The following is a 16,814-nucleotide window of genomic DNA, read 5'->3' on the forward strand; positions in this document are numbered from 1 at the left end:
ATTTTTGTTTTGGCGGTATGTCACAGAAGCGTGTCAAGAACTGTGTCATCCCCTTTCCTCTTATGTAGAGGCTGAACACAATCGCCTCAGTTTCAAGCCTGTCACACAAAAAATCCCGGTCACCGGGGAGGAATTTCACAATGAACAAGTCTCACCGTTCCATCTGGACTGATGAAAGCGGCGTCGCCAATGTCGAAGTGACGGGCGATCGGTAATGCCCGCGCTCACCCCGGTCAGCGCCAGCACCAGCGGCAGCGCAATGTCGTCCAGCACGGCGCAGCCATACGCGTACGACACCGGTTCATCCGCAAAGACGATCGCATTGCTCGACCCGCTCGGGAGCACACGTGCCCGCACCTGGAAGATTCTCAAAGGGCTTCGGCTTCTTGCGGCGCCATTCGACTGTGCGAGCGATCTGTTGTCTTGCTACGTTTCAGGGCAACAGTTCGGGATGCTGGTTGTGAGCTTTGCCGGCTCGAACGCAAGCGCTCGGACAGAGCTCGATTTGTTGTGTCGACTGGCAGGGGCACAAACGCCGATCGCGCTGCTCATGCAGCCGAACCAGGTCGAACTGGCGACCCACGTGATGGGCAGCGAGCGCAACGACTTCTTGCTGCTTCCCGCGAGCGACGACGAGCTTCAGCAACGGTTGTCGCGTCTTCACGCCATGTGGGGTGTCAAGCCGGCAGATTGGTACCAAAACGAAACAGTGCCGCCAATGACCCGTCGGAGCTGATGTGCAGCCTGTGGGATCGAACGCTTTGTTCGGCGGACCCTCAGAAGCGCGCCTGCGCGTGGCCTTGCTCGAAGACTCGATCGACGAAGCCGATACGGTCACGGATCTGCTTCGGCGCAATGCGCACGATGTTGTGCACCTGGCCAATGGCGATGCCTTCTACGACCTGCTGCAGCGAGACAGCTTCGACTTGCTGATGCTCGACTGGAACGTGCCCGGTCTTTCGGGCTATGAAGTACTGCGACGAGTGAGGGGCGACATGGGCTCCAACGTGCCGGTGCTGATGTTGACTGCGCGCGCCGGCGAATTCGAAACGGTGCAAGCGCTCAACGGCGGCGCCGACGACTACCTCGTCAAACCGTGCCGACCCTTCGAACTGCTGGCCCGCATCAACGTGCTGATGCGCCGTTTGACGGTACCGACCCTCACGCAAAGCGTCGAGCAGACCGAAGGCATGCACTTCGATGCAGCGCAGCGGGTCGTGACGCGTGACGGTGTTGCAGTGAAGCTCACGCACAAAGAGTTCGAAGTCGCCCGTTTGCTGTTCAAGCACTTCGGTAGTCCGCTGTCGCGGGAGCACCTGAACCAGGCGATCTGGAATGGCCAAGCCATGGCACGCACCATCGACACGCACGTATCGCGCGTACGCACCCAACTCGGTCTCACGGTCGAGAACGGATTTCAGCTACAGGCGGTCTATGGCTTCGGATATCGGCTGGAACGATTGCGAGTGGAGGGCTGAACGTGCGCCGTCTTGGCGGAGTGTTTCTGTAGGCAGCATCTGCTTTGTCGTCGGCAGTGCGATGCCGAAAGCGCTAGCGCCGCAAGCGCGTGAACAGTTCGAACTCCCAGTTGCGCATGCCCAGCAGCAGCGTGTAGCCCTCGCGATCCTTCGGGGATAGCTTCTGGTCGGTCTGGTGCTGCTGCGCGAAGTCTTGCGCGACGCGCTGCAGTCGTTCGAGAAAAGCCGGCGCCAATGATTGGCTGATCGATCCGTGCACCAGCAGCAGTCCTTCCGCCGGTCCGTCGAAGCCGCCGCGGTAGTAGTCCAGCACCACGTTCTCGCGAAAGAACTCCATCACCGGCCCGTGCGGCCGCCAGCGAAAAGTCTTGGCAAGCTTCAGCCGATACCGGTTGAGCGGCCGCAGTTCGATGATGCCGATGCGGTCCAACTGCGCCAAACAGCCGATGCACTCCGCCTCGCTGATCCGATACGCAGTGACGATCTGCTCCAGCGTCCACTGGCTCAGCACGCTGATGGCGACCAGCAGCAGTTTCTTGTCGCGCACCACGGCTTTTTCCTGCTCCTGCGTGAGTTCCTTGAGCAGCGGCTGGGCATCGGCAACACGCCGCGCCAGTTCGGCGAAATCCATCTTCAGCGCACGACAGATCGCGTCGACGCGCGATAGCGGCATGTCGCCCTTGGCCAGCATGCGTTTAACGCTCGATTCCGCCATGTCCAGCGCACGCGCCAGATCGGCGTAGGTCATGCGAACGCTCTTGAGTTCGTTCTTGAGGGCGAGGACGAGGTCGACTGTGGTGCTCATGGTGTGTACGTCTGGTCTCGGCAAAGAAGGTGTTGGTACTGAAATTTGGTACCGATGGGCGTGGATAACTGCGCCGTATCGATTTTCGATGCCTGCGGAGCGATTGACAACCTAAATTCCGGCCGACCGCGAACCACTACCCGCCTACGGAGCCCACCATGCACCTGCCATCCTTGCCCGACTTGTCGTTGCCCGCATCAACTCGCCGCGAGCGCATCTTGTTCGCCGCATTCGCATTGCTGGCGCTTTTCGCCGTTGCGTGCCCTGCGTTCAGCGGGCCCGACGCGGTCTCTGTTTTTGCCGATGACCGTGGCTGGCACAGTTTGCCGAACGCGATTGACGTGTTGAGCAACCTGCCGTTCCTCGCGATCGGCCTGCTGGGGCTGCGGTGGCTTCGTTGGCTCGATCGGCCGGAGCTGTCTGCCACGCCGACAGCCGCATCGGCTGGAGAGCCCGTCGACCTCGGCGTGAGCCAACGTCTGGGCAACAGCTTCGACTGCGCCTGGATGTTCTTCGCCGGGCTGATCGCTTGCGCAGTCGCCTCGGTGGTCTATCACCTGCAGCCCGACACGTTGCGGCTCGCTGCCGACCGCGCCGGCATGGCGATCGCCTTCGCTGGACTGATCGGACTGGCCGTGTGCGACAGGGTAAGCCAGCGTGCCGGTTGGGCCGCCGCCTGGGCCACATTGGCAGGCGGGTTGCTGGCGGTGGCGATCTGGTTCGAAACAGGCAACGTCGCGCCGTGGGCCACGGTGCAGTTCGGCGGCATGGCGCTGGTGCTCATGCTGGCGTTGACCAAGCCGTTGCCCGAAGTGTCCGGAAATGGGGGCGCGGTGGGGCTCAAGCTCGGTTGGGTCATCTTTTTCTACGCGCTCGCCAAGCTGTTCGAGCTGTCGGACCACGCGGTCTACGAGGCCACCCACCACATCGTGTCGGGCCACAGCGTGAAGCACCTCACGGCGGCGCTTGCCGGCTTGCCCGTGCTGCATGCTTTGCAGACCGTCGGGCGCAGGACCCTGCGGCACAATTCGGGCGCGGCCGCGATCACGGCCTGAGGAGCCCGCGAGGGACACATCGAATGACCACACCCGCTGCTGCCGTCACGGCCTCACCAGCTTTGCAAACGCCCGACGCCAACGCGCACGCCAACCAGTTCGCGTTGCTGAAGCAGCGGCGTTTCGCACCTTTCTTCTGGACGCAGTTCGCCGGCGCGGCCAACGACAACCTCTTCAAGTTCGCCTTCACCGTGATGGTGACTTACCAGCTGCAGTTGAGCTGGATGCCGCCGGCCATGGCGGGCCTGGTGATCGGTGCCCTGTTTATCCTGCCGTTCCTTTTGTTTTCCGCGACGTCTGGCCAGCTCACCGACAAGTTCGACAAGACGAAGATGATCCGCTTCGTCAAGAACCTCGAGATCGTGATCATGCTCATTGCGGCATGGGGCTTCATGAGCGCCAACGCGGTCGTGCTGCTGGGCTGCGTGTTTTTGATGGGGCTGCACTCGACGCTGTTCGGCCCGGTCAAGTTCGCCTACCTGCCGCAAGTGCTCGATGCGCGAGAGCTCACCGGCGGCAATGGCATGGTCGAGATGGGCACCTTCGTGGCCATCTTGCTGGGCCAGGTGGCGGGCGGGTTGCTGGTCGCGGTGCCGCAGATCGGGCACACGTCGGTGGCGGTCGCTTGCGTGTTGCTGGCATTGGTCGGGCGCGGCGTGGCGCAGGCGATTCCGCGCGCACCCGCGACCGACCCCAACCTCGTCATCAACTGGAACCCGTTCAGCGAAACCTGGCGCAACCTCAAATTGGCGCACGGCAACGTGGTGGTTTTCAGGTCGCTGCTCGGCATCTCCTGGATGTGGTTCTTCGGTGCGGTGTTCCTGAGCCAGTTTCCGAGCTTCGCCAAGGAAGTGCTGCACGGCGACGAGCAAGTGGCGTCGCTGCTGTTGGTGGTGTTTTCGATCGGCATCGGCACCGGCTCGCTGTTGTGCGAAACGTTGAGCCGGCGCCAGGTCGAGATCGGCCTGGTGCCGTTGGGCGCGATCGGCATGAGCGTTTTCGCGATCGACCTGTACTTCGCTTCACGTGCCTTGCCGGCCCTGGCCGAGATGGGTATCGGCGACTTCTTAGTGCGCCCGGCGCACTGGCGCGCGATGGCCGACCTCGGCCTCCTGTCGCTGTTCGCGGGTCTCTACAGCGTGCCGATGTACGCGCTCATTCAGTTGCGGAGCCAGCCGACACATCGCGCGCGCATCATCGCGGCCAACAACATCCTCAACGCGCTTTTCATGATTGCGAGTTCGGTGATTGCCGGCGCCTTGCTCGGCGCCGGCTTCACCATTCCGCAGATCTTCTTGTTCACCGGCATCGCCAACGCCATCGTCGCTTTCTACATCTTCATGCTGGTGCCGGAATACCTGTTGCGCTTCGTCTCCTGGGTGTTGTCGCGCTTCATCTATCGGTTCAAGGTGTGCGGCGACGAGAACATTCCTACCGAGGGCGCCGCTATCCTCGTTTGCAACCACGTGAGCTTCATCGATGCGGTGCTGCTGATGGCCGCGAGCCCGCGACCGATCCGTTTCATCATGGACCACCAGATCTTCAAGGTGCCGGTGCTGGGTTGGCTTTTCAAGCTGGCCAAGGCGATTCCGATTGCACCGAACAAAGAGAATCCTGCGGCCTACGAGTCGGCGTTTGCACAGGCCATTGGCGTGCTGCGCGAAGGCGACCTGCTGGCGATCTTTCCGGAAGGTGCGCTCACACGCGATGGCGAGTTGCAACCTTTCAAGGGCGGCATCATGAAGATCGTCGACATGGCGCGCAGCGAGGGCATGGAGGTGCCGGTCGTGCCGATGGCGCTGACCAACCTGTGGGGCTCTTATTTCAGCCGCATTGAAAAGCGCGGAGATAAAAACGTGGCGATGGTCAAGCCGTTCCGGCGTGGCCTCTTCAGCAGCGTTGGCCTGAATGTCGGTAGCGCCGCGGCTCCGGCCGACGTCCAGCCCGAACTACTGCAACAGCGCGTGCGTGCGCTGTTGACTGCATGAAGCACCCACGGAGCACTTTCTGAGCTGGCATCTACTGACCCTTCTGGGCGACAGCGGTCTGCTGTTGCCTTGTGCCGCGCTGATCGCGGTCTGGCTCGGCGTCTCACCACGCACCCGCAACGGCGCGATCCGCTGGGTCGTGATCTTCGGGCTCGGCAGCAGCATCGTGTTTGCGTCCAAGCTGGCGTTCCTCGGCTGGGGCATCGGCAATGCGCGGCTCGACTTCACCGGCGTCAGCGGACACACCATGCTGGCGACCAGTATCTGGCCCGTGGCGTTGTGGCTGATGGCCTCGCGTTGGGGCCACGCACCGCGTGTGGCCTTCGCCATCGGCGGCTGGTTGCTGGCCTTCGTCATCGGTGTCTCTCGATTGGTGCTCGAGGCCCATTCCATCTCCGAGGTGTTGGCGGGCTACCTGATGGGGGGCATCGTGAGCGTCACCTTTCTGGCGATTCAACACAACCGGCCGCACCCGAAGCTGCGCTGGCCCTGGGTGGCGGTCAGCTTGGCGCTGCCGCTGGTGTTCGTGCCCATCGGAGCGCCCGCTCCGACGCAAGACCTGATCGAGCGGATCGCGGTCCGGGTCGCACATCTCGAGCGGCCCTTTACGCGCGACGATCTTCATCGGCACTGAGCCGTTGCTCGCTGCGCGGTATCTCCTGCGGATACCACGAGCCCATTGCGCCGCCACCGGCGCATGAATTCGCCTCCTTCATGCGGTGTGCGACCCATCATCCGCACACCTTCACTATGCCGCGAGGCACTTCACCGTCATGAACCGCTCCAGTTGCCATTCTCGTGATCGCCGTCAGCACTACAGCGAGTGCTGTCGTGGCGATACCGGCGGCGTCATCGACCGTGCGTTGCAGCACAAGGAGAGGCTGACGTGATTCGTCGAATCACCAACTTCGCGTCTTACGAGGCCGAGCGGGCTGCCAAGGTGCCCCGCTGGCAGCGCGTGCTGTGGGCGGCGTTGCGCATCGTGCTGCTGGCGCTGGCTGTCAGCTTGGCGGCGCTCTTTCTGTTCCCGACCAAGCCGGCCCATGCTGAAGTTCAAAGCCATGAGCTGATCACCCTCACGTTCGGCCCGATCACCGCACTTACGCTGTAAATAAAAATGAGCAAATCCTTACGTCTTTCCGAAAAATGGTTTCGCCGCGGCCTTTGGCTGGTGTCGGTGGTGTTCGCCGGGTTCTTGATCGGCCTCGGCAGCACGCTGGTCGGCGATTTGCCGCAGGTCGAGCGCGTGCGCCAGATGGACGACTTCATCGATCATGCTGCGGCCGATCCGCTGCGCGCCACCGTCAAGACCTCGGAGGCAGCAGAACATAAGGCATCGCAAGAGCTTGAACAGGCCGAGTTGCAGCTCAACGTCGCGCAGCAAGCCAGCCGGAATGCGCGCGAGACTTTCGGTAACTGGATCGCGACTCGGCGCGCCACCGCGCAGCCGGATCAGGACAGCGAGTTGATCGCACGCACCAAGGCGCTCGATGCTTTGAAGGCCGCCGAAGACAAAGCCGAGGTTCGCTTGAGCGCGCAGCAGCAGATCGCGCTCGACGCGCGGCAAGCACAGGAGCGTGCGCAGGAACAACTCGGGGTCCTCGAGCACGATGCCAACATCAAGCTCGAAGCCGAATACCGGCGTATCGAATTGCGCGTGTTCGGCTATCGACTGGCGCTAACCTTGCCACTTCTCGCGGTTGCCGGCTGGCTCTTCGTGAAGAAGCGCAAGAGCACCTACTGGCCGTTTGTCTGGGGCTTCATCTACTTCGCGTTATTCGCATTTTTCGTCGAGCTGGTGCCTTACCTGCCGAGCTACGGCGGTTACGTGCGCTACATCGTAGGCATCGTCATCACGGTGCTGGTGGGGCGCTACGCGATCGTCGGACTCAACCGTTACCTCGCTAAACAAAAGCTGGCCGAGCAGCAGCCCGATCAAGTCCGACGCGAGGAGCTGAGCTACGACGTGGCGCTCGCGCGGCTCGCCAAAAGCGTGTGTCCCGGTTGCGAGCGCCCGGTCGACTTGAAGAGCACCGACATCGACTTTTGCCCGCATTGCGGCATCGGCCTGTACGACCACTGCGGGCATTGCGCCGCACGCAAGAGTGCCTTCTCGAAGTTCTGCCATGCCTGCGGTACATCGGCTGCGGCGTCGGCTACGGCTTCGGCTGTGACCCCGCCGGCCGACTCTAGGGCGGCCGGTCCGCTGACAGGTCCGATGCCTGCGTTGTAACAGGGTCGTCGCAGGCCCGTGATACAACGCGCTGCTGCTTCGCGGTCACCGAAAGGTGCGGCGACGGCAGGTTCGGGAAGGGCCCGATTCAACCACCATCCTTCACCTTCGACGGAGCAAAAACATGAGCATTTTCGGCAGCATTCTTTCCAAGATTTTCCCTTCGGCCCATGCCGCTGACGCTACGGCCACGGCTGCTGCTCCCACGCCAGCACCTGCGCCGGCCGGTGCCCCGGCCGCGGCTGCACCACCACCAGCCATTCCGCTGGGCGACGTGGCCGCTGTGCTCGACGCCATGCCGGGCGCCAAAAACCTGAACTGGCGCACTTCGATCGTCGACTTGATGAAGCTGCTCGGCCTCGACAGCAGTCTGGACGAGCGCAAGAAGCTCGCCGCTGAACTGAGCTATGGCGAAGACACCAGCGACAGCGCCAAGATGAACATCTGGCTGCATCGCCAGGTCATGACCAAGCTGGCGGCCAACGGCGGCACGGTGCCAGCTGAGCTGCGCGACTGACCTGCGCGCTCATCCGCGCTCCGGCTTATGCCGGATGCGGACAGCAAGAAGCCCGGCTTGCCGGGCTTCTTGCTTGGTGCATGGTCGGCAAGATCAGGTCCAGCCTGCATCCACCACGTAGTCCTGGGCTGTGCACATCTTCGAGTCGTCAGCAGCCAGAAAGAGCGCCATGCTGGCGATGTCTTCAGCCATGACGCGGCCCGGCAGGCACTGGGCCGCATCGATCTCGGCCGCTGACTCGGGCTTGACCCACAAGCGCAATTGCCGCTCCGTCATCACCCAGCCCGGCACGATCGAATTGACACGGAGGTTCTGCTTGCCCAGATCTCGCGCCAGCGAGCGCGTGAGCCCGCGTGCCGCAGCCTTGCACGCCTGGTACACCGGATAGCCGGCGCCCTTGATCATCCAACTGATCGAGCCGAAGTTGATGATCGATCCGCCGCCGAGCGTGCGCATGTCTCCGGCCACTGCTTGCGCCGCGAAGAACTGGTGCTTGATGTTGACCGCGACCAGCCGGTCGAAGTCTTCGCTGGTGACATCGGCCATGTCGTGGCGCCGGTCGTTCGCCGCGTTGTTGACCAGCACGCCGATCGGGCCAAAGTGTTTGCGTACCGTGTCGATCGCGCCGTGCAGCGCAACCACATCGGTGACGTCGCAGGTCAAGAAGAGGGGTGCATTGGGCCCTTTCAGTCGTGCAGCCAATGCGGCGCCGGCAACGGCGTCCAAGTCGCAAAAGCCGACTCTCGCGCCCTGCGCATGGAATGCGCTGACCAGCGCTTCGCCGATGCCGGTCGCACCCCCGGAGATAAACACGACGCGGCCTTCGAGCGATGGGTATCGCGCCGAAAGCGAAGCGGAAGGTGAGGTCGAGGGCGGGGGAGTCGAAGGCACGATGGACGATGTCATGCTGCAATTTTCGTCGACCGTGTTCACGCCCGCTACCCGTGTGAACGAGAATGCCGCGATCGAGGCGATTCGCCCGCAGGACCTGCATGAACCCAGTCGAAGTCCCGGACCAGGCAGCCGATGCTCTGGTGCATCTCGAAGCCGGCGCGCTGCGTATGACGCTGGCGCCATCGGTCGGCGGCGCCATCGCTGCCTTCTGGAGCGAACGCGACGGTGCGCGCACTGACTGGCTCCGGCCGGCGACGCCAGCAGCACTGGCGCAGCGCAACCCGTCTGGCATGGCGAGTTATCCGCTGTTGCCTTGGTGCAATCGCATCCGCGATGGCCATGCCCGCTTCGGCGTCCGGGAGATCGACGTGCCACCCGGACATCCCGCCTCGCCTTCAGGTCGCCATCCACTGCATGGCCTCGGGTGGCTGCGGTCCTGGACGGTCGACGAGGCGACGCCGGCGCGCGTAAAGCTCTCATTGCAGGTGGATGCCTGCGCTGCATGGCCCTGGCGTTTCGAGGCATCGCAGGTTTTCGAGCTCGATGCGACTGGCCTGGTTACGACGATTGCGCTGACCAACCGTGATGACGTGGCGATGCCGGCCGGCATCGGTCACCACCCTTACTTTCCGCACCACCCGGGCACGCGCCTGCAGACCGTGACCGACGCCATGTGGCGTGGCGATGCCGAGGTGATGCCCGTCGCGCTCGAAGCGACACCCGAGGTGGCGATGCTGCGCGATGGCGTCGGCCTCGATGCGCTCGACCTCGACAACAACTTTGCCGGCTGGCAGCACAGCGCACGCATCGAGTGGCCCGGCAGCGGGCACGCCATCGTCATGGCGGCCGAGTCGCCGCTGGATTTCTTCGTGCTGTATTGCCCGCGCGGCGCCGACCACTTTTGCGCCGAGCCGGTAAGCCAATGCACCGACGCCATCAACCTGTCGGACCGCTACCCGGTCGAGACTTTGGGCGGCACGGTGCTGGCGCCGGGCGCATCGTTGACGGGTCGTTGGACGTTGCGTCCCGAAAGCTGAGGGCGGCAGGCGGACAGTGCCGGCGCTGCTCCGTTCAGATGCCGCGCGCGCGGACGGACTTGAACTGCGCGCGGAACTCCGCAAAGCGACCCACGTCGAGCGCCTGGCGGATCTCTCGCATCAGGTTCAGGTAATAGTGCAGGTTGTGGATGGTGCACAGCATCGGCCCGAGCATCTCGGCACAGCGGTCGAGGTGGTGCATGTAAGCGCGGCTGAAGCCATCGCGCCCGCCATCGTCCCAACTCACGCCTGATGTGCCTGCGCAGGCGTGGCAAGTGCAGCTCGGATCGAGTGGCTGCGGGTCGGTTTTGTGGCGCGCGTTGCGCAGCTTCAAGTCGCCATAGCGCGTGAAGATGGTGCCGTTGCGCGCATTGCGCGTGGGCATCACGCAGTCGAACATGTCGACGCCATCGGCAACGCCCTGCACCAGGTCTTCCGGCGTGCCGACGCCCATCAGGTAGCGCGGCTTGTCCGTGGGCAGCCGGTGCGGCGTGTGCCCCATGATGTGCAGCATCTCTTCCTTTGGCTCGCCGACACTCACCCCGCCGATGGCATAGCCGGGAAAGTCCATGTCGACCAGCGCGGCCAGCGACTCTTCGCGCAGGTTCTCGAACATGCCGCCCTGCACGATGCCGAACAGCGCGTTGGGGTTGTCTAGCCGCTCGAACTCGGTCTTGCAGCGCGCTGCCCAGCGCAGGCTGAGCGCCATCGACGTGCGCGCTTCGGCCTCGGTCGTGATGTGGCCTGCCGTGTCGTACGGCGTGCACTCGTCGAACTGCATCGCGATATCGCTGTTCAGGATGGTCTGGATCTGCATCGAGACTTCGGGCGTCAAGAAGAGCTTGTCGCCGTTCACGGGCGATGCGAACTTGACGCCTTCTTCGCTGATCTTGCGCATGGCACCGAGCGACCACACCTGGAAACCGCCCGAGTCGGTGAGAAGCGGCTTGTTCCACTTCTCGAACTGATGCAGTCCGCCGAAGCTCGCCATCACGTCGAGTCCCGGACGCATCCACAGATGGAAGGTGTTGCCCAGGATGATCTGTGCGCCCATCTCTTCCAGGCTGCGCGGCATCACGCCTTTGACGGTGCCGTACGTGCCGACGGGCATGAAGATGGGCGTTTGAACGACGCCGTGGTTGAGGGTGAGCGTGCCGCGGCGCGCATGGCTGGTTGCATCGGTCGCGAGCAGGTCGAACTTCAGGCGGGGCAGGGTGGACGTGTCGGTCATTTTTTCGGGGAGGGCAGCAACATGAGGATGGTGCGATTGAGGTCCTCGACCACCAGCAGGCGGCCCTGGCGGTCGACGCTGATACCGGTGGGCTTGCCCATCGGGCGCACGCCGGGCTTGGGGTCCCAGCCCGAGAGCCAGTCGATCGGCTTGCCTGAAGGCAGCCCCTGCGCGTTGAGCTTGTAGCCGACCACGCGGTGACCCGGCGGTTGGTGGCCGCGCCATGCGACCAGAACCTGTCCGGCGAAGCGGCTGCCAGTGGGGCCGACCATCATCTGCAGTGGCGCGACGTGCGCTGGCCAAAGCATGAGCGGAGCTTCGGTCGTCTTGCAGTCGTACCGGTTCTCGTAGCCACGCGCGGGCTGGCGATTGCCGACGCAGTAAGGCCAGCCGTAATCGCGGCCGGCCTGCAGGCGGTTGAGTTCTTCGGGCGGCTGACCGACTTCTTCATAGTCGATGGAGTTCTCGCCTTGCAGCACCGTGCCCTTGGCCGGCCCGTCGGGCAGGACGGTCAGCGCGACCGAATTGCGCAGCCCGGTAGCGAACGGCTTGAAGCTTTGCAGCTTGAAACCCGGCGTCGCCAACACGGCTTCGTAGACCGCCGCGCGCGGCTTCGGTCCGGCCAGGTCGGGGCAGGGCAAGGGAAAACGCTTCGACGTGTCACGGCAATTGTCGGAATCTGAGCCGACGTTGACGAAGAGATGTCCGTCCGGCGCGAACGCCAGTTCCTTGAGAGGATGCGTGCCGTTGCCGGGCAGGCCGTCGATCAACGGCTCGCGCTGCAGCGCGCCGCCGAGAGCAGGGATCGGCGTGCGCCAGATCGCGCTCGACTCCCCGATGTACGCCTTGCCATCCGGTCCGATGACGAGTCCCAAAGGGCGATCGAGCTGCTCAGCCAGTACGGTGAACCGCGCCCGCCGCGGGGCCGGGCCGTCGGTCGGCAGCGTCATCTCGAGCAGTCGGCCATGGCGCGGCTCCCATGAGCCCATGTCGACCACCCAGTAGCGGCCCGGCGCTACTTCGAGGATGCGGCGCGGTGCGCGCAGGCCCTGGGCCTCATCGGCCAGCAGCGCGACGCAGGTGCCGGTAGGACTCGTGATGTCGAGCCGTGCGTAGTCGCCGCACATGCCTTGCGGTGTGTAGCCGCGTGCTTGACCGGCGAAAGGCGCCAGCCCGCACAAAGCCAGCGCGGCAAAGGATGCAAAGCGGGTGAAGGTCATGACGGTGCGCGCGCCAGAAGCATGGCGTCGCCGTAGCTGAAGAATCGATAGTGCTGAGCGATGGCGTGCGCATACAGCCCCATCACGTGTTCGTAGCCGGCGAAGGCGCTGACCAGCATCATCAAGGTGCTCTTCGGCAAATGGAAGTTGGTGACCAGTACATCGACATGCTGGAAGGCGAAACCGGGCGTGATGAAGATGCGCGTATCGCCCGAAGCCTCACCGCTTCTCGCCCACGATTCGAGCGTGCGCACCGTGGTCGTGCCGACGGCGACGACTCGGCCGCCGCGTGCCTTGCAGGCGGCAATGGCGCGCTGCGTGGCCTCGGGCACTTCGTAGCGCTCGGCGTGCATCGTGTGCTCTGCGATGTTCTCGGTCTTGACGGGCTGGAAGGTGCCGGCGCCGACGTGCAGCGTGACGCTCGCGCGCTCGATGCCGCGTGCTGCGAGTTCTGCGAGCAGGGCTTCGTCGAAGTGCAGCGCGGCCGTCGGCGCAGCGACCGCGCCGGGCACGCGCGCGAACACGGTCTGGTAGCGACTCTCGTCGTCGGCCGAGTCGGTGTGCGTGATGTAGGGCGGCAAGGGCACGTGACCGCAACGGCTCATGAGCGCGTACGGGTCTTCGTCGGCTTCACTGCCGAAAGCAAAGCGGAACAGCGCGCCTTTTTCATCGGGCCAGCGTCCGAGCAGCGTCGCGCTGAAGCCGCCGACCATCTGCAGCGTGGTGCCGGCCAGCGGCTTTTTGCTGACCTTCATGTGAGCCACGACTTCGTTGCCGGTGAGCACGCGCTCGACCAGCAGCTCGAGCTTGCCGCCGGTCGGTTTCTCGCCGAAGAGGCGGGCCTTGACGACGCGCGTGTCGTTGAAGACCAGCAGGTCGCCCGCGCGCAGCAGCGAAGGCAGGTCCTTGAAGATGCGATCGACCGCCGTGCCTGCTGAGCCCGCTGTAGCCGCGGTGCTATCTAGCAGGCGGGACGACGTGCGTTCGAGGGCCGGGTGTTGTGCCACCAGTTCAGGGGGCAGATCGAAGTCGAAATCGGAGAGCGTGAAGTTGCGCATGCGCTTGAGGGCTGGACAGGCCCGTTCCAAGGTGGCGGCGAGTGTGCCGGGAAAAAATCAGGACGGATTGTCCCACCCCCGATTCAACGCCACCGGTTCCCAAACTCAAATCTTGTTCAGGCGGCAGAATCGATTGCATGATCTCTTCATCCGACTTCGCGGCGCCGGTTCGTTTCGGCACAGGTCCCGCCCATGTGCTGGTCACCGGCGGGACCGGGTTCATCGGTCGACTGCTGATCGAGGCGCTGCAGGCCGACGGGCACTCGGTCAGCGTCTGGACGCGCGATGCGACGGCGGCCACGCAGCTCTTCGGCACGGGCGTGCGCTGCGTCCGGCGGCTCGAAGAAATCCCGCCCGCGCCGGCCGTCGATGTGATCGTCAACCTGGCGGGCGCGCCCGTCATCGGCCCGCGCTGGACCACACACCGTCGAGCCGAGTTGCTGGCCAGTCGTGAAGGGCTGACGCAAAAGCTGGTCGCCTGGATCGGCACGCGGGCGGTCAAGCCTTGGCTGATGCTGTCGGGATCGGCCATCGGCTATTACGGGGTGCAGTCACAAGACGACACTGCCGAGCTGACGGAGTCGAGCCCGCCGCAAAACATCTTCATGTCGCTTTTGTGCCAGCGCTGGGAGGCCGCAGCGCACACGGCGGCACGCCATGGCGTGCGCGTGGCGTGTCTGCGGTTCGGCCTGGTCCTGGGTCATGGCGGGGCGCTGCCCAAACTGCTTGCGCCGATCCGGCTCGGCGCCGGTGGACGGTTGGGAACAGGGCGGCAATGCACGTCGTGGATTCACGTGCATGACATTGTTCGCGGCATGGCGCACGTGTGGCGCGTCGCGGCGCAGCCCGATGCCCCGCTGGCACCGCAGGCCTATAACTTCACTGCGCCGGGTCACCTCTCGCAGGAGGCGTTCGCGCGTACCGCGGCGCAGGTTCTGCATCGGCCCTGCTGGCTGCCGACCCCAGCTTGGCCGGTCCGGCTGGCGCTGGGCGAGCAGGCGGACGTGCTGCTCGAAGGGCAGCGCGTGGTGCCGGCGAACCTCGAGAGAACCGGCTTCCGCTTTCGCTTCCCGGATGCGCTGAGCGCGTTGCAGGATCTTTGCTGACCGTGCCCAAGGCGTCGCTCCGGAAAAACAAGTCAGCGCCGGCGACGGCGGGTATGGCGGTCGCGACGCCCGCGGCTGCAGCCGGAGCACCCGCGCCACCTGGCGCCGGGCTCAGCCTCGTTCAGCGCGCACTGCGCAAGCTCGGCCTCGTGCGCGACATCGACTTCGCGCTCTACCTGCCGATGCGCTACGAAGACGAAACGCGCATCGTGCGGTTGGCCGACACGCGCGAAGGCGACCTGGCGCAGGTCGAAGGCGTGGTGACCGAAAGCGAAGTCGCGTTTCGTCCGCGCCGCCAGCTGCTCGTGAACATCGACGACGGCAGCGACACCTGCCAGCTGCGCTTCTTCAACTTCTATCCATCACAGCAAAAGCAGCTCGAAGTCGGAGCGCGGGTGCGGGTGCGCGGCGAGGTGCGCGGCGGGTTTATCGGCCGCACGATGATGCATCCGACCGTCAAGGCGGCAGGCACTTCGTTGCCCGATGCGCTGACGCCGGTCTACTCGACCATCGCCGGGCTCGCGCAACCGGTGCTGCGGCGCGAGGTGAGATCGGGCCTCGCGCGTGCTGCGCTAGACGAGACCGTGCCGGAGTCCGTCGGGATTTCGATCGATGCGCAAGAGGTGTGGGACTTGCGGCGCGCGCTGTCGTTTCTGCACTACCCGACGCCCGACGTGGCGATGGCAACGCTGGAAGATCGTAGTCATCCTGCCTGGCAGCGCATCAAGGCCGAAGAGTTGTTGGCACAACAGCTGTCGCAGTTGCAGGCACGGCGCGAGCGCGCCGCGCAGCAGGCACCTCCGCTGCGGTCGATGACGTCCGCCACTTCGTTGTACGCGCAGTTGATGGCGGTGCTGCCGTTCGGCCTGACCGGCGCGCAGCAGCGAGTCGGCGAAGAGATCACGCGCGACCTGGAACGGTCGATTCCGATGCACCGGCTGCTGCAGGGCGATGTCGGCTCCGGCAAGACAGTGGTCGCTGCGCTGGCGGCCGCACGCTGTATCGACGCCGGCTTTCAATGCGCGCTGATGGCGCCGACCGAGATCCTGGCGTCGCAGCACTTTGGCAAGTTGGTGGGCTGGCTCGATCCCTTGCTCGCGGAGCGCGGCTTGCGCGTGGCGTGGCTGACCGGCAGCCAGAAGAAGAAGGAGCGCGACGTCATGTCGGCAGCGGTGGAAAGCGGCGAGGCGGCGCTGGTCATCGGTACGCACGCCGTTATCTCGGAGAAGGTGCGCTTCAGGCGACTGGCGTTGGCCATCATCGACGAGCAGCATCGCTTCGGTGTGGCGCAACGGCTGGCGTTGCGCGGCAAGGCCGTCGGGCACCTCGAGCCCCACTTGCTGATGATGAGCGCCACGCCGATTCCGCGCACGCTGGCGATGAGTTACTTTGCCGATCTCGATGTGTCCACGCTCGATGAGCTGCCGCCCGGCCGCACGCCCATCGTCACCAAGCTGGTGGCGGACCACCGCCGCGACGAAGTCGTCGCGCGCATTCAGGCGCAGCTTTCGCAAGGGCGGCAGGTCTACTGGGTCTGTCCGTTGATCGAAGAAAGCGAAGCGGTCGATTTGCGCAATGCGACAGAAACGCGCGACGAGCTGGCAGACGTGCTGGGTCAGCTGGTCCATGTAGGTCTGCTGCATTCGCGCATGTCGACGCCAGACAAGCAGGCGGTGATGGCTGCCTTCACCGCCAATCAGATCCAGGTGCTCGTCAGTACGACGGTGATCGAAGTCGGCGTCGATGTGCCTAATGCGTCGCTGATGGTGATCGAGCACGCGGAGCGCTTTGGGCTGTCGCAGTTGCACCAGTTGCGCGGGCGGGTTGGTCGCGGCACAGCGGCATCGGCCTGCGTTTTGCTCTACGCGCCGAACGAAGCCGGCCGCGTCGGCGAGGCGGCGCGCGCGCGCTTGAAGGCAATGGCGGAAACCGGCGACGGCTTCGAGATCGCACGTCGCGACCTCGAGATTCGCGGACCCGGCGAGTTTCTCGGGGCGAAGCAATCCGGCGCGCCCCTGCTTCGCTTTGCCGATCTCGAAACAGACGCGTTGCTGCTCGATTGGGCGCGAGATCTCGCGCCTCGTATGCTGGATCAATACCCTGAGCTAGCGCAGAAGCACGTGGACCGCTGGCTCGGCACCAAAGCCGAATATCTCAAAGCATGAGCTCGCTAGACTACGGGGCGACTGCGC

Annotated in this window: 16 protein-coding genes; 11 read left to right on the forward strand and 5 right to left on the reverse strand. The window is 64.5% G+C overall.

Annotation, left to right across the window (positions count from 1 at the left end; translation table 11 throughout):
* The first annotated feature begins 214 nt into the window (after nt 1–214).
* Both QN397_RS05325 and QN397_RS05330 read left to right on the forward strand, forming a co-directional pair.
* Entirely contained in the window at nt 215–736 is a 522-nt protein-coding gene (locus tag QN397_RS05325; protein WP_323500287.1) for a hypothetical protein, read from the forward strand.
* A 25-nt stretch (nt 737–761) separates the two neighbouring features.
* Nucleotides 762–1,478, forward strand: a complete 717-nt coding sequence (locus QN397_RS05330; protein ID WP_187054087.1) for a response regulator transcription factor — start codon at nt 762–764, stop codon at nt 1,476–1,478.
* A gap of 73 nt (nt 1,479–1,551) precedes the next feature.
* Here the strand turns inward: QN397_RS05330 and QN397_RS05335 are convergent, their stop codons facing one another.
* Nucleotides 1,552–2,283, reverse strand: coding sequence for a helix-turn-helix domain-containing protein (locus QN397_RS05335; RefSeq protein ID WP_323500288.1), 732 nt, complete (start codon nt 2,281–2,283; stop codon nt 1,552–1,554).
* A gap of 158 nt (nt 2,284–2,441) precedes the next feature.
* On the opposite strand from QN397_RS05335, the gene QN397_RS05340 reads away from it, so the two are divergent.
* The 6 genes from QN397_RS05340 (at nt 2,442) to QN397_RS05365 (ending at nt 8,076) form a co-directional block, all read left to right on the forward strand.
* The gene (locus QN397_RS05340) at nt 2,442–3,338 is read left to right on the forward strand and encodes a hypothetical protein (RefSeq protein WP_323500289.1); all 897 of its coding nucleotides are present in this window, start codon (nt 2,442–2,444) and stop codon (nt 3,336–3,338) included.
* A 23-nt stretch (nt 3,339–3,361) separates the two neighbouring features.
* Entirely contained in the window at nt 3,362–5,326 is a 1,965-nt protein-coding gene (locus tag QN397_RS05345; protein ID WP_323500290.1) for an MFS transporter, read from the forward strand.
* A 64-nt stretch (nt 5,327–5,390) separates the two neighbouring features.
* Entirely contained in the window at nt 5,391–5,960 is a 570-nt protein-coding gene (locus tag QN397_RS05350) for a phosphatase PAP2 family protein (RefSeq protein WP_323500291.1), read from the forward strand.
* Between the two features lie 252 nt (nt 5,961–6,212).
* Nucleotides 6,213–6,437 (forward strand): hypothetical protein, encoded by a 225-nt coding sequence (locus QN397_RS05355; protein ID WP_323500292.1) that lies wholly within the window; start codon nt 6,213–6,215, stop codon nt 6,435–6,437.
* A 6-nt stretch (nt 6,438–6,443) separates the two neighbouring features.
* Nucleotides 6,444–7,559, forward strand: a complete 1,116-nt coding sequence (locus tag QN397_RS05360) for a serine endopeptidase (RefSeq protein ID WP_323500293.1) — start codon at nt 6,444–6,446, stop codon at nt 7,557–7,559.
* A gap of 124 nt (nt 7,560–7,683) precedes the next feature.
* Nucleotides 7,684–8,076 (forward strand): DUF3597 domain-containing protein, encoded by a 393-nt coding sequence (locus QN397_RS05365; RefSeq protein ID WP_323500294.1) that lies wholly within the window; start codon nt 7,684–7,686, stop codon nt 8,074–8,076.
* A gap of 93 nt (nt 8,077–8,169) precedes the next feature.
* Here the strand turns inward: QN397_RS05365 and QN397_RS05370 are convergent, their stop codons facing one another.
* Nucleotides 8,170–8,982, reverse strand: coding sequence for an SDR family oxidoreductase (locus tag QN397_RS05370; RefSeq protein ID WP_323500295.1), 813 nt, complete (start codon nt 8,980–8,982; stop codon nt 8,170–8,172).
* Nucleotides 8,983–9,068: 86 nt separating this feature from the next.
* Here QN397_RS05370 and QN397_RS05375 point away from each other — a divergent pair, with 86 nt between their 5' ends.
* Nucleotides 9,069–10,007 carry an aldose 1-epimerase gene (locus QN397_RS05375; protein WP_323500296.1) on the forward strand — a complete coding sequence of 313 codons (939 nt, stop codon included), beginning with the start codon at nt 9,069–9,071 and terminating at the stop codon, nt 10,005–10,007.
* A 34-nt stretch (nt 10,008–10,041) separates the two neighbouring features.
* On the opposite strand, the gene tgt is transcribed toward QN397_RS05375, so the two are convergent.
* From tgt to queA, 3 genes are read right to left on the reverse strand one after another with little or no spacing between them, the layout of a single operon-like run.
* Nucleotides 10,042–11,238: a tRNA guanosine(34) transglycosylase Tgt gene (tgt, locus tag QN397_RS05380; protein ID WP_323500297.1), complete on the reverse strand. Its 1,197-nt coding sequence runs from the start codon at nt 11,236–11,238 to the stop codon at nt 10,042–10,044.
* A complete protein-coding gene (locus QN397_RS05385; RefSeq protein WP_323500298.1) occupies nt 11,235–12,458 on the reverse strand; it encodes a PQQ-dependent sugar dehydrogenase in 1,224 nt (407 codons plus the stop codon). Before QN397_RS05385 ends, tgt begins: the two co-directional genes overlap by 4 nt.
* Complete coding sequence (gene queA, locus QN397_RS05390) at nt 12,455–13,516, reverse strand: tRNA preQ1(34) S-adenosylmethionine ribosyltransferase-isomerase QueA (protein WP_323500370.1); 1,062 nt, start codon at nt 13,514–13,516, stop codon at nt 12,455–12,457. The genes QN397_RS05385 and queA overlap by 4 nt, the downstream gene beginning before the upstream one ends.
* Nucleotides 13,517–13,653: 137 nt before the next feature.
* Between queA and QN397_RS05395 the strand changes: the two genes are divergently transcribed.
* A complete protein-coding gene (locus QN397_RS05395; RefSeq protein ID WP_323500299.1) occupies nt 13,654–14,622 on the forward strand; it encodes a TIGR01777 family oxidoreductase in 969 nt (322 codons plus the stop codon).
* Nucleotides 14,623–14,675: 53 nt separating this feature from the next.
* Nucleotides 14,676–16,787, forward strand: a complete 2,112-nt coding sequence (recG, locus tag QN397_RS05400; protein WP_323500371.1) for an ATP-dependent DNA helicase RecG — start codon at nt 14,676–14,678, stop codon at nt 16,785–16,787.
* The last annotated feature ends 27 nt before the right edge of the window (nt 16,788–16,814 follow it).

Origin of the sequence: Variovorax sp. RTB1 (assembly GCF_035018765.1) — a bacterium.
In the GTDB taxonomy this organism is placed as follows: domain Bacteria; phylum Pseudomonadota; class Gammaproteobacteria; order Burkholderiales; family Burkholderiaceae_C; genus Variovorax.

Excerpts from the sequence above, each read along its gene's own strand:
- QN397_RS05365 (WP_323500294.1), top strand. The coding sequence starts at position 7,684 with ATGAGCATTTTCGGCAGCATTCTTTCCAAGATTTTCCCTTCGGCCCAT.
- QN397_RS05345 (WP_323500290.1), top strand. The coding sequence starts at position 3,362 with ATGACCACACCCGCTGCTGCCGTCACGGCCTCACCAGCTTTGCAAACG.
- tgt (WP_323500297.1), bottom strand. The coding sequence starts at position 11,238 with ATGACCGACACGTCCACCCTGCCCCGCCTGAAGTTCGACCTGCTCGCG.
- QN397_RS05375 (WP_323500296.1), top strand. The coding sequence starts at position 9,069 with ATGAACCCAGTCGAAGTCCCGGACCAGGCAGCCGATGCTCTGGTGCAT.
- QN397_RS05335 (WP_323500288.1), bottom strand. The coding sequence starts at position 2,283 with ATGAGCACCACAGTCGACCTCGTCCTCGCCCTCAAGAACGAACTCAAG.
- QN397_RS05385 (WP_323500298.1), bottom strand. The coding sequence starts at position 12,458 with ATGACCTTCACCCGCTTTGCATCCTTTGCCGCGCTGGCTTTGTGCGGG.
- QN397_RS05370 (WP_323500295.1), bottom strand. The coding sequence starts at position 8,982 with ATGACATCGTCCATCGTGCCTTCGACTCCCCCGCCCTCGACCTCACCT.
- QN397_RS05325 (WP_323500287.1), top strand. The coding sequence starts at position 215 with ATGCCCGCGCTCACCCCGGTCAGCGCCAGCACCAGCGGCAGCGCAATG.
- QN397_RS05395 (WP_323500299.1), top strand. The coding sequence starts at position 13,654 with ATGATCTCTTCATCCGACTTCGCGGCGCCGGTTCGTTTCGGCACAGGT.
- QN397_RS05360 (WP_323500293.1), top strand. The coding sequence starts at position 6,444 with ATGAGCAAATCCTTACGTCTTTCCGAAAAATGGTTTCGCCGCGGCCTT.
- queA (WP_323500370.1), bottom strand. The coding sequence starts at position 13,516 with ATGCGCAACTTCACGCTCTCCGATTTCGACTTCGATCTGCCCCCTGAA.
- QN397_RS05340 (WP_323500289.1), top strand. The coding sequence starts at position 2,442 with ATGCACCTGCCATCCTTGCCCGACTTGTCGTTGCCCGCATCAACTCGC.
- recG (WP_323500371.1), top strand. The coding sequence starts at position 14,676 with ATGGCGGTCGCGACGCCCGCGGCTGCAGCCGGAGCACCCGCGCCACCT.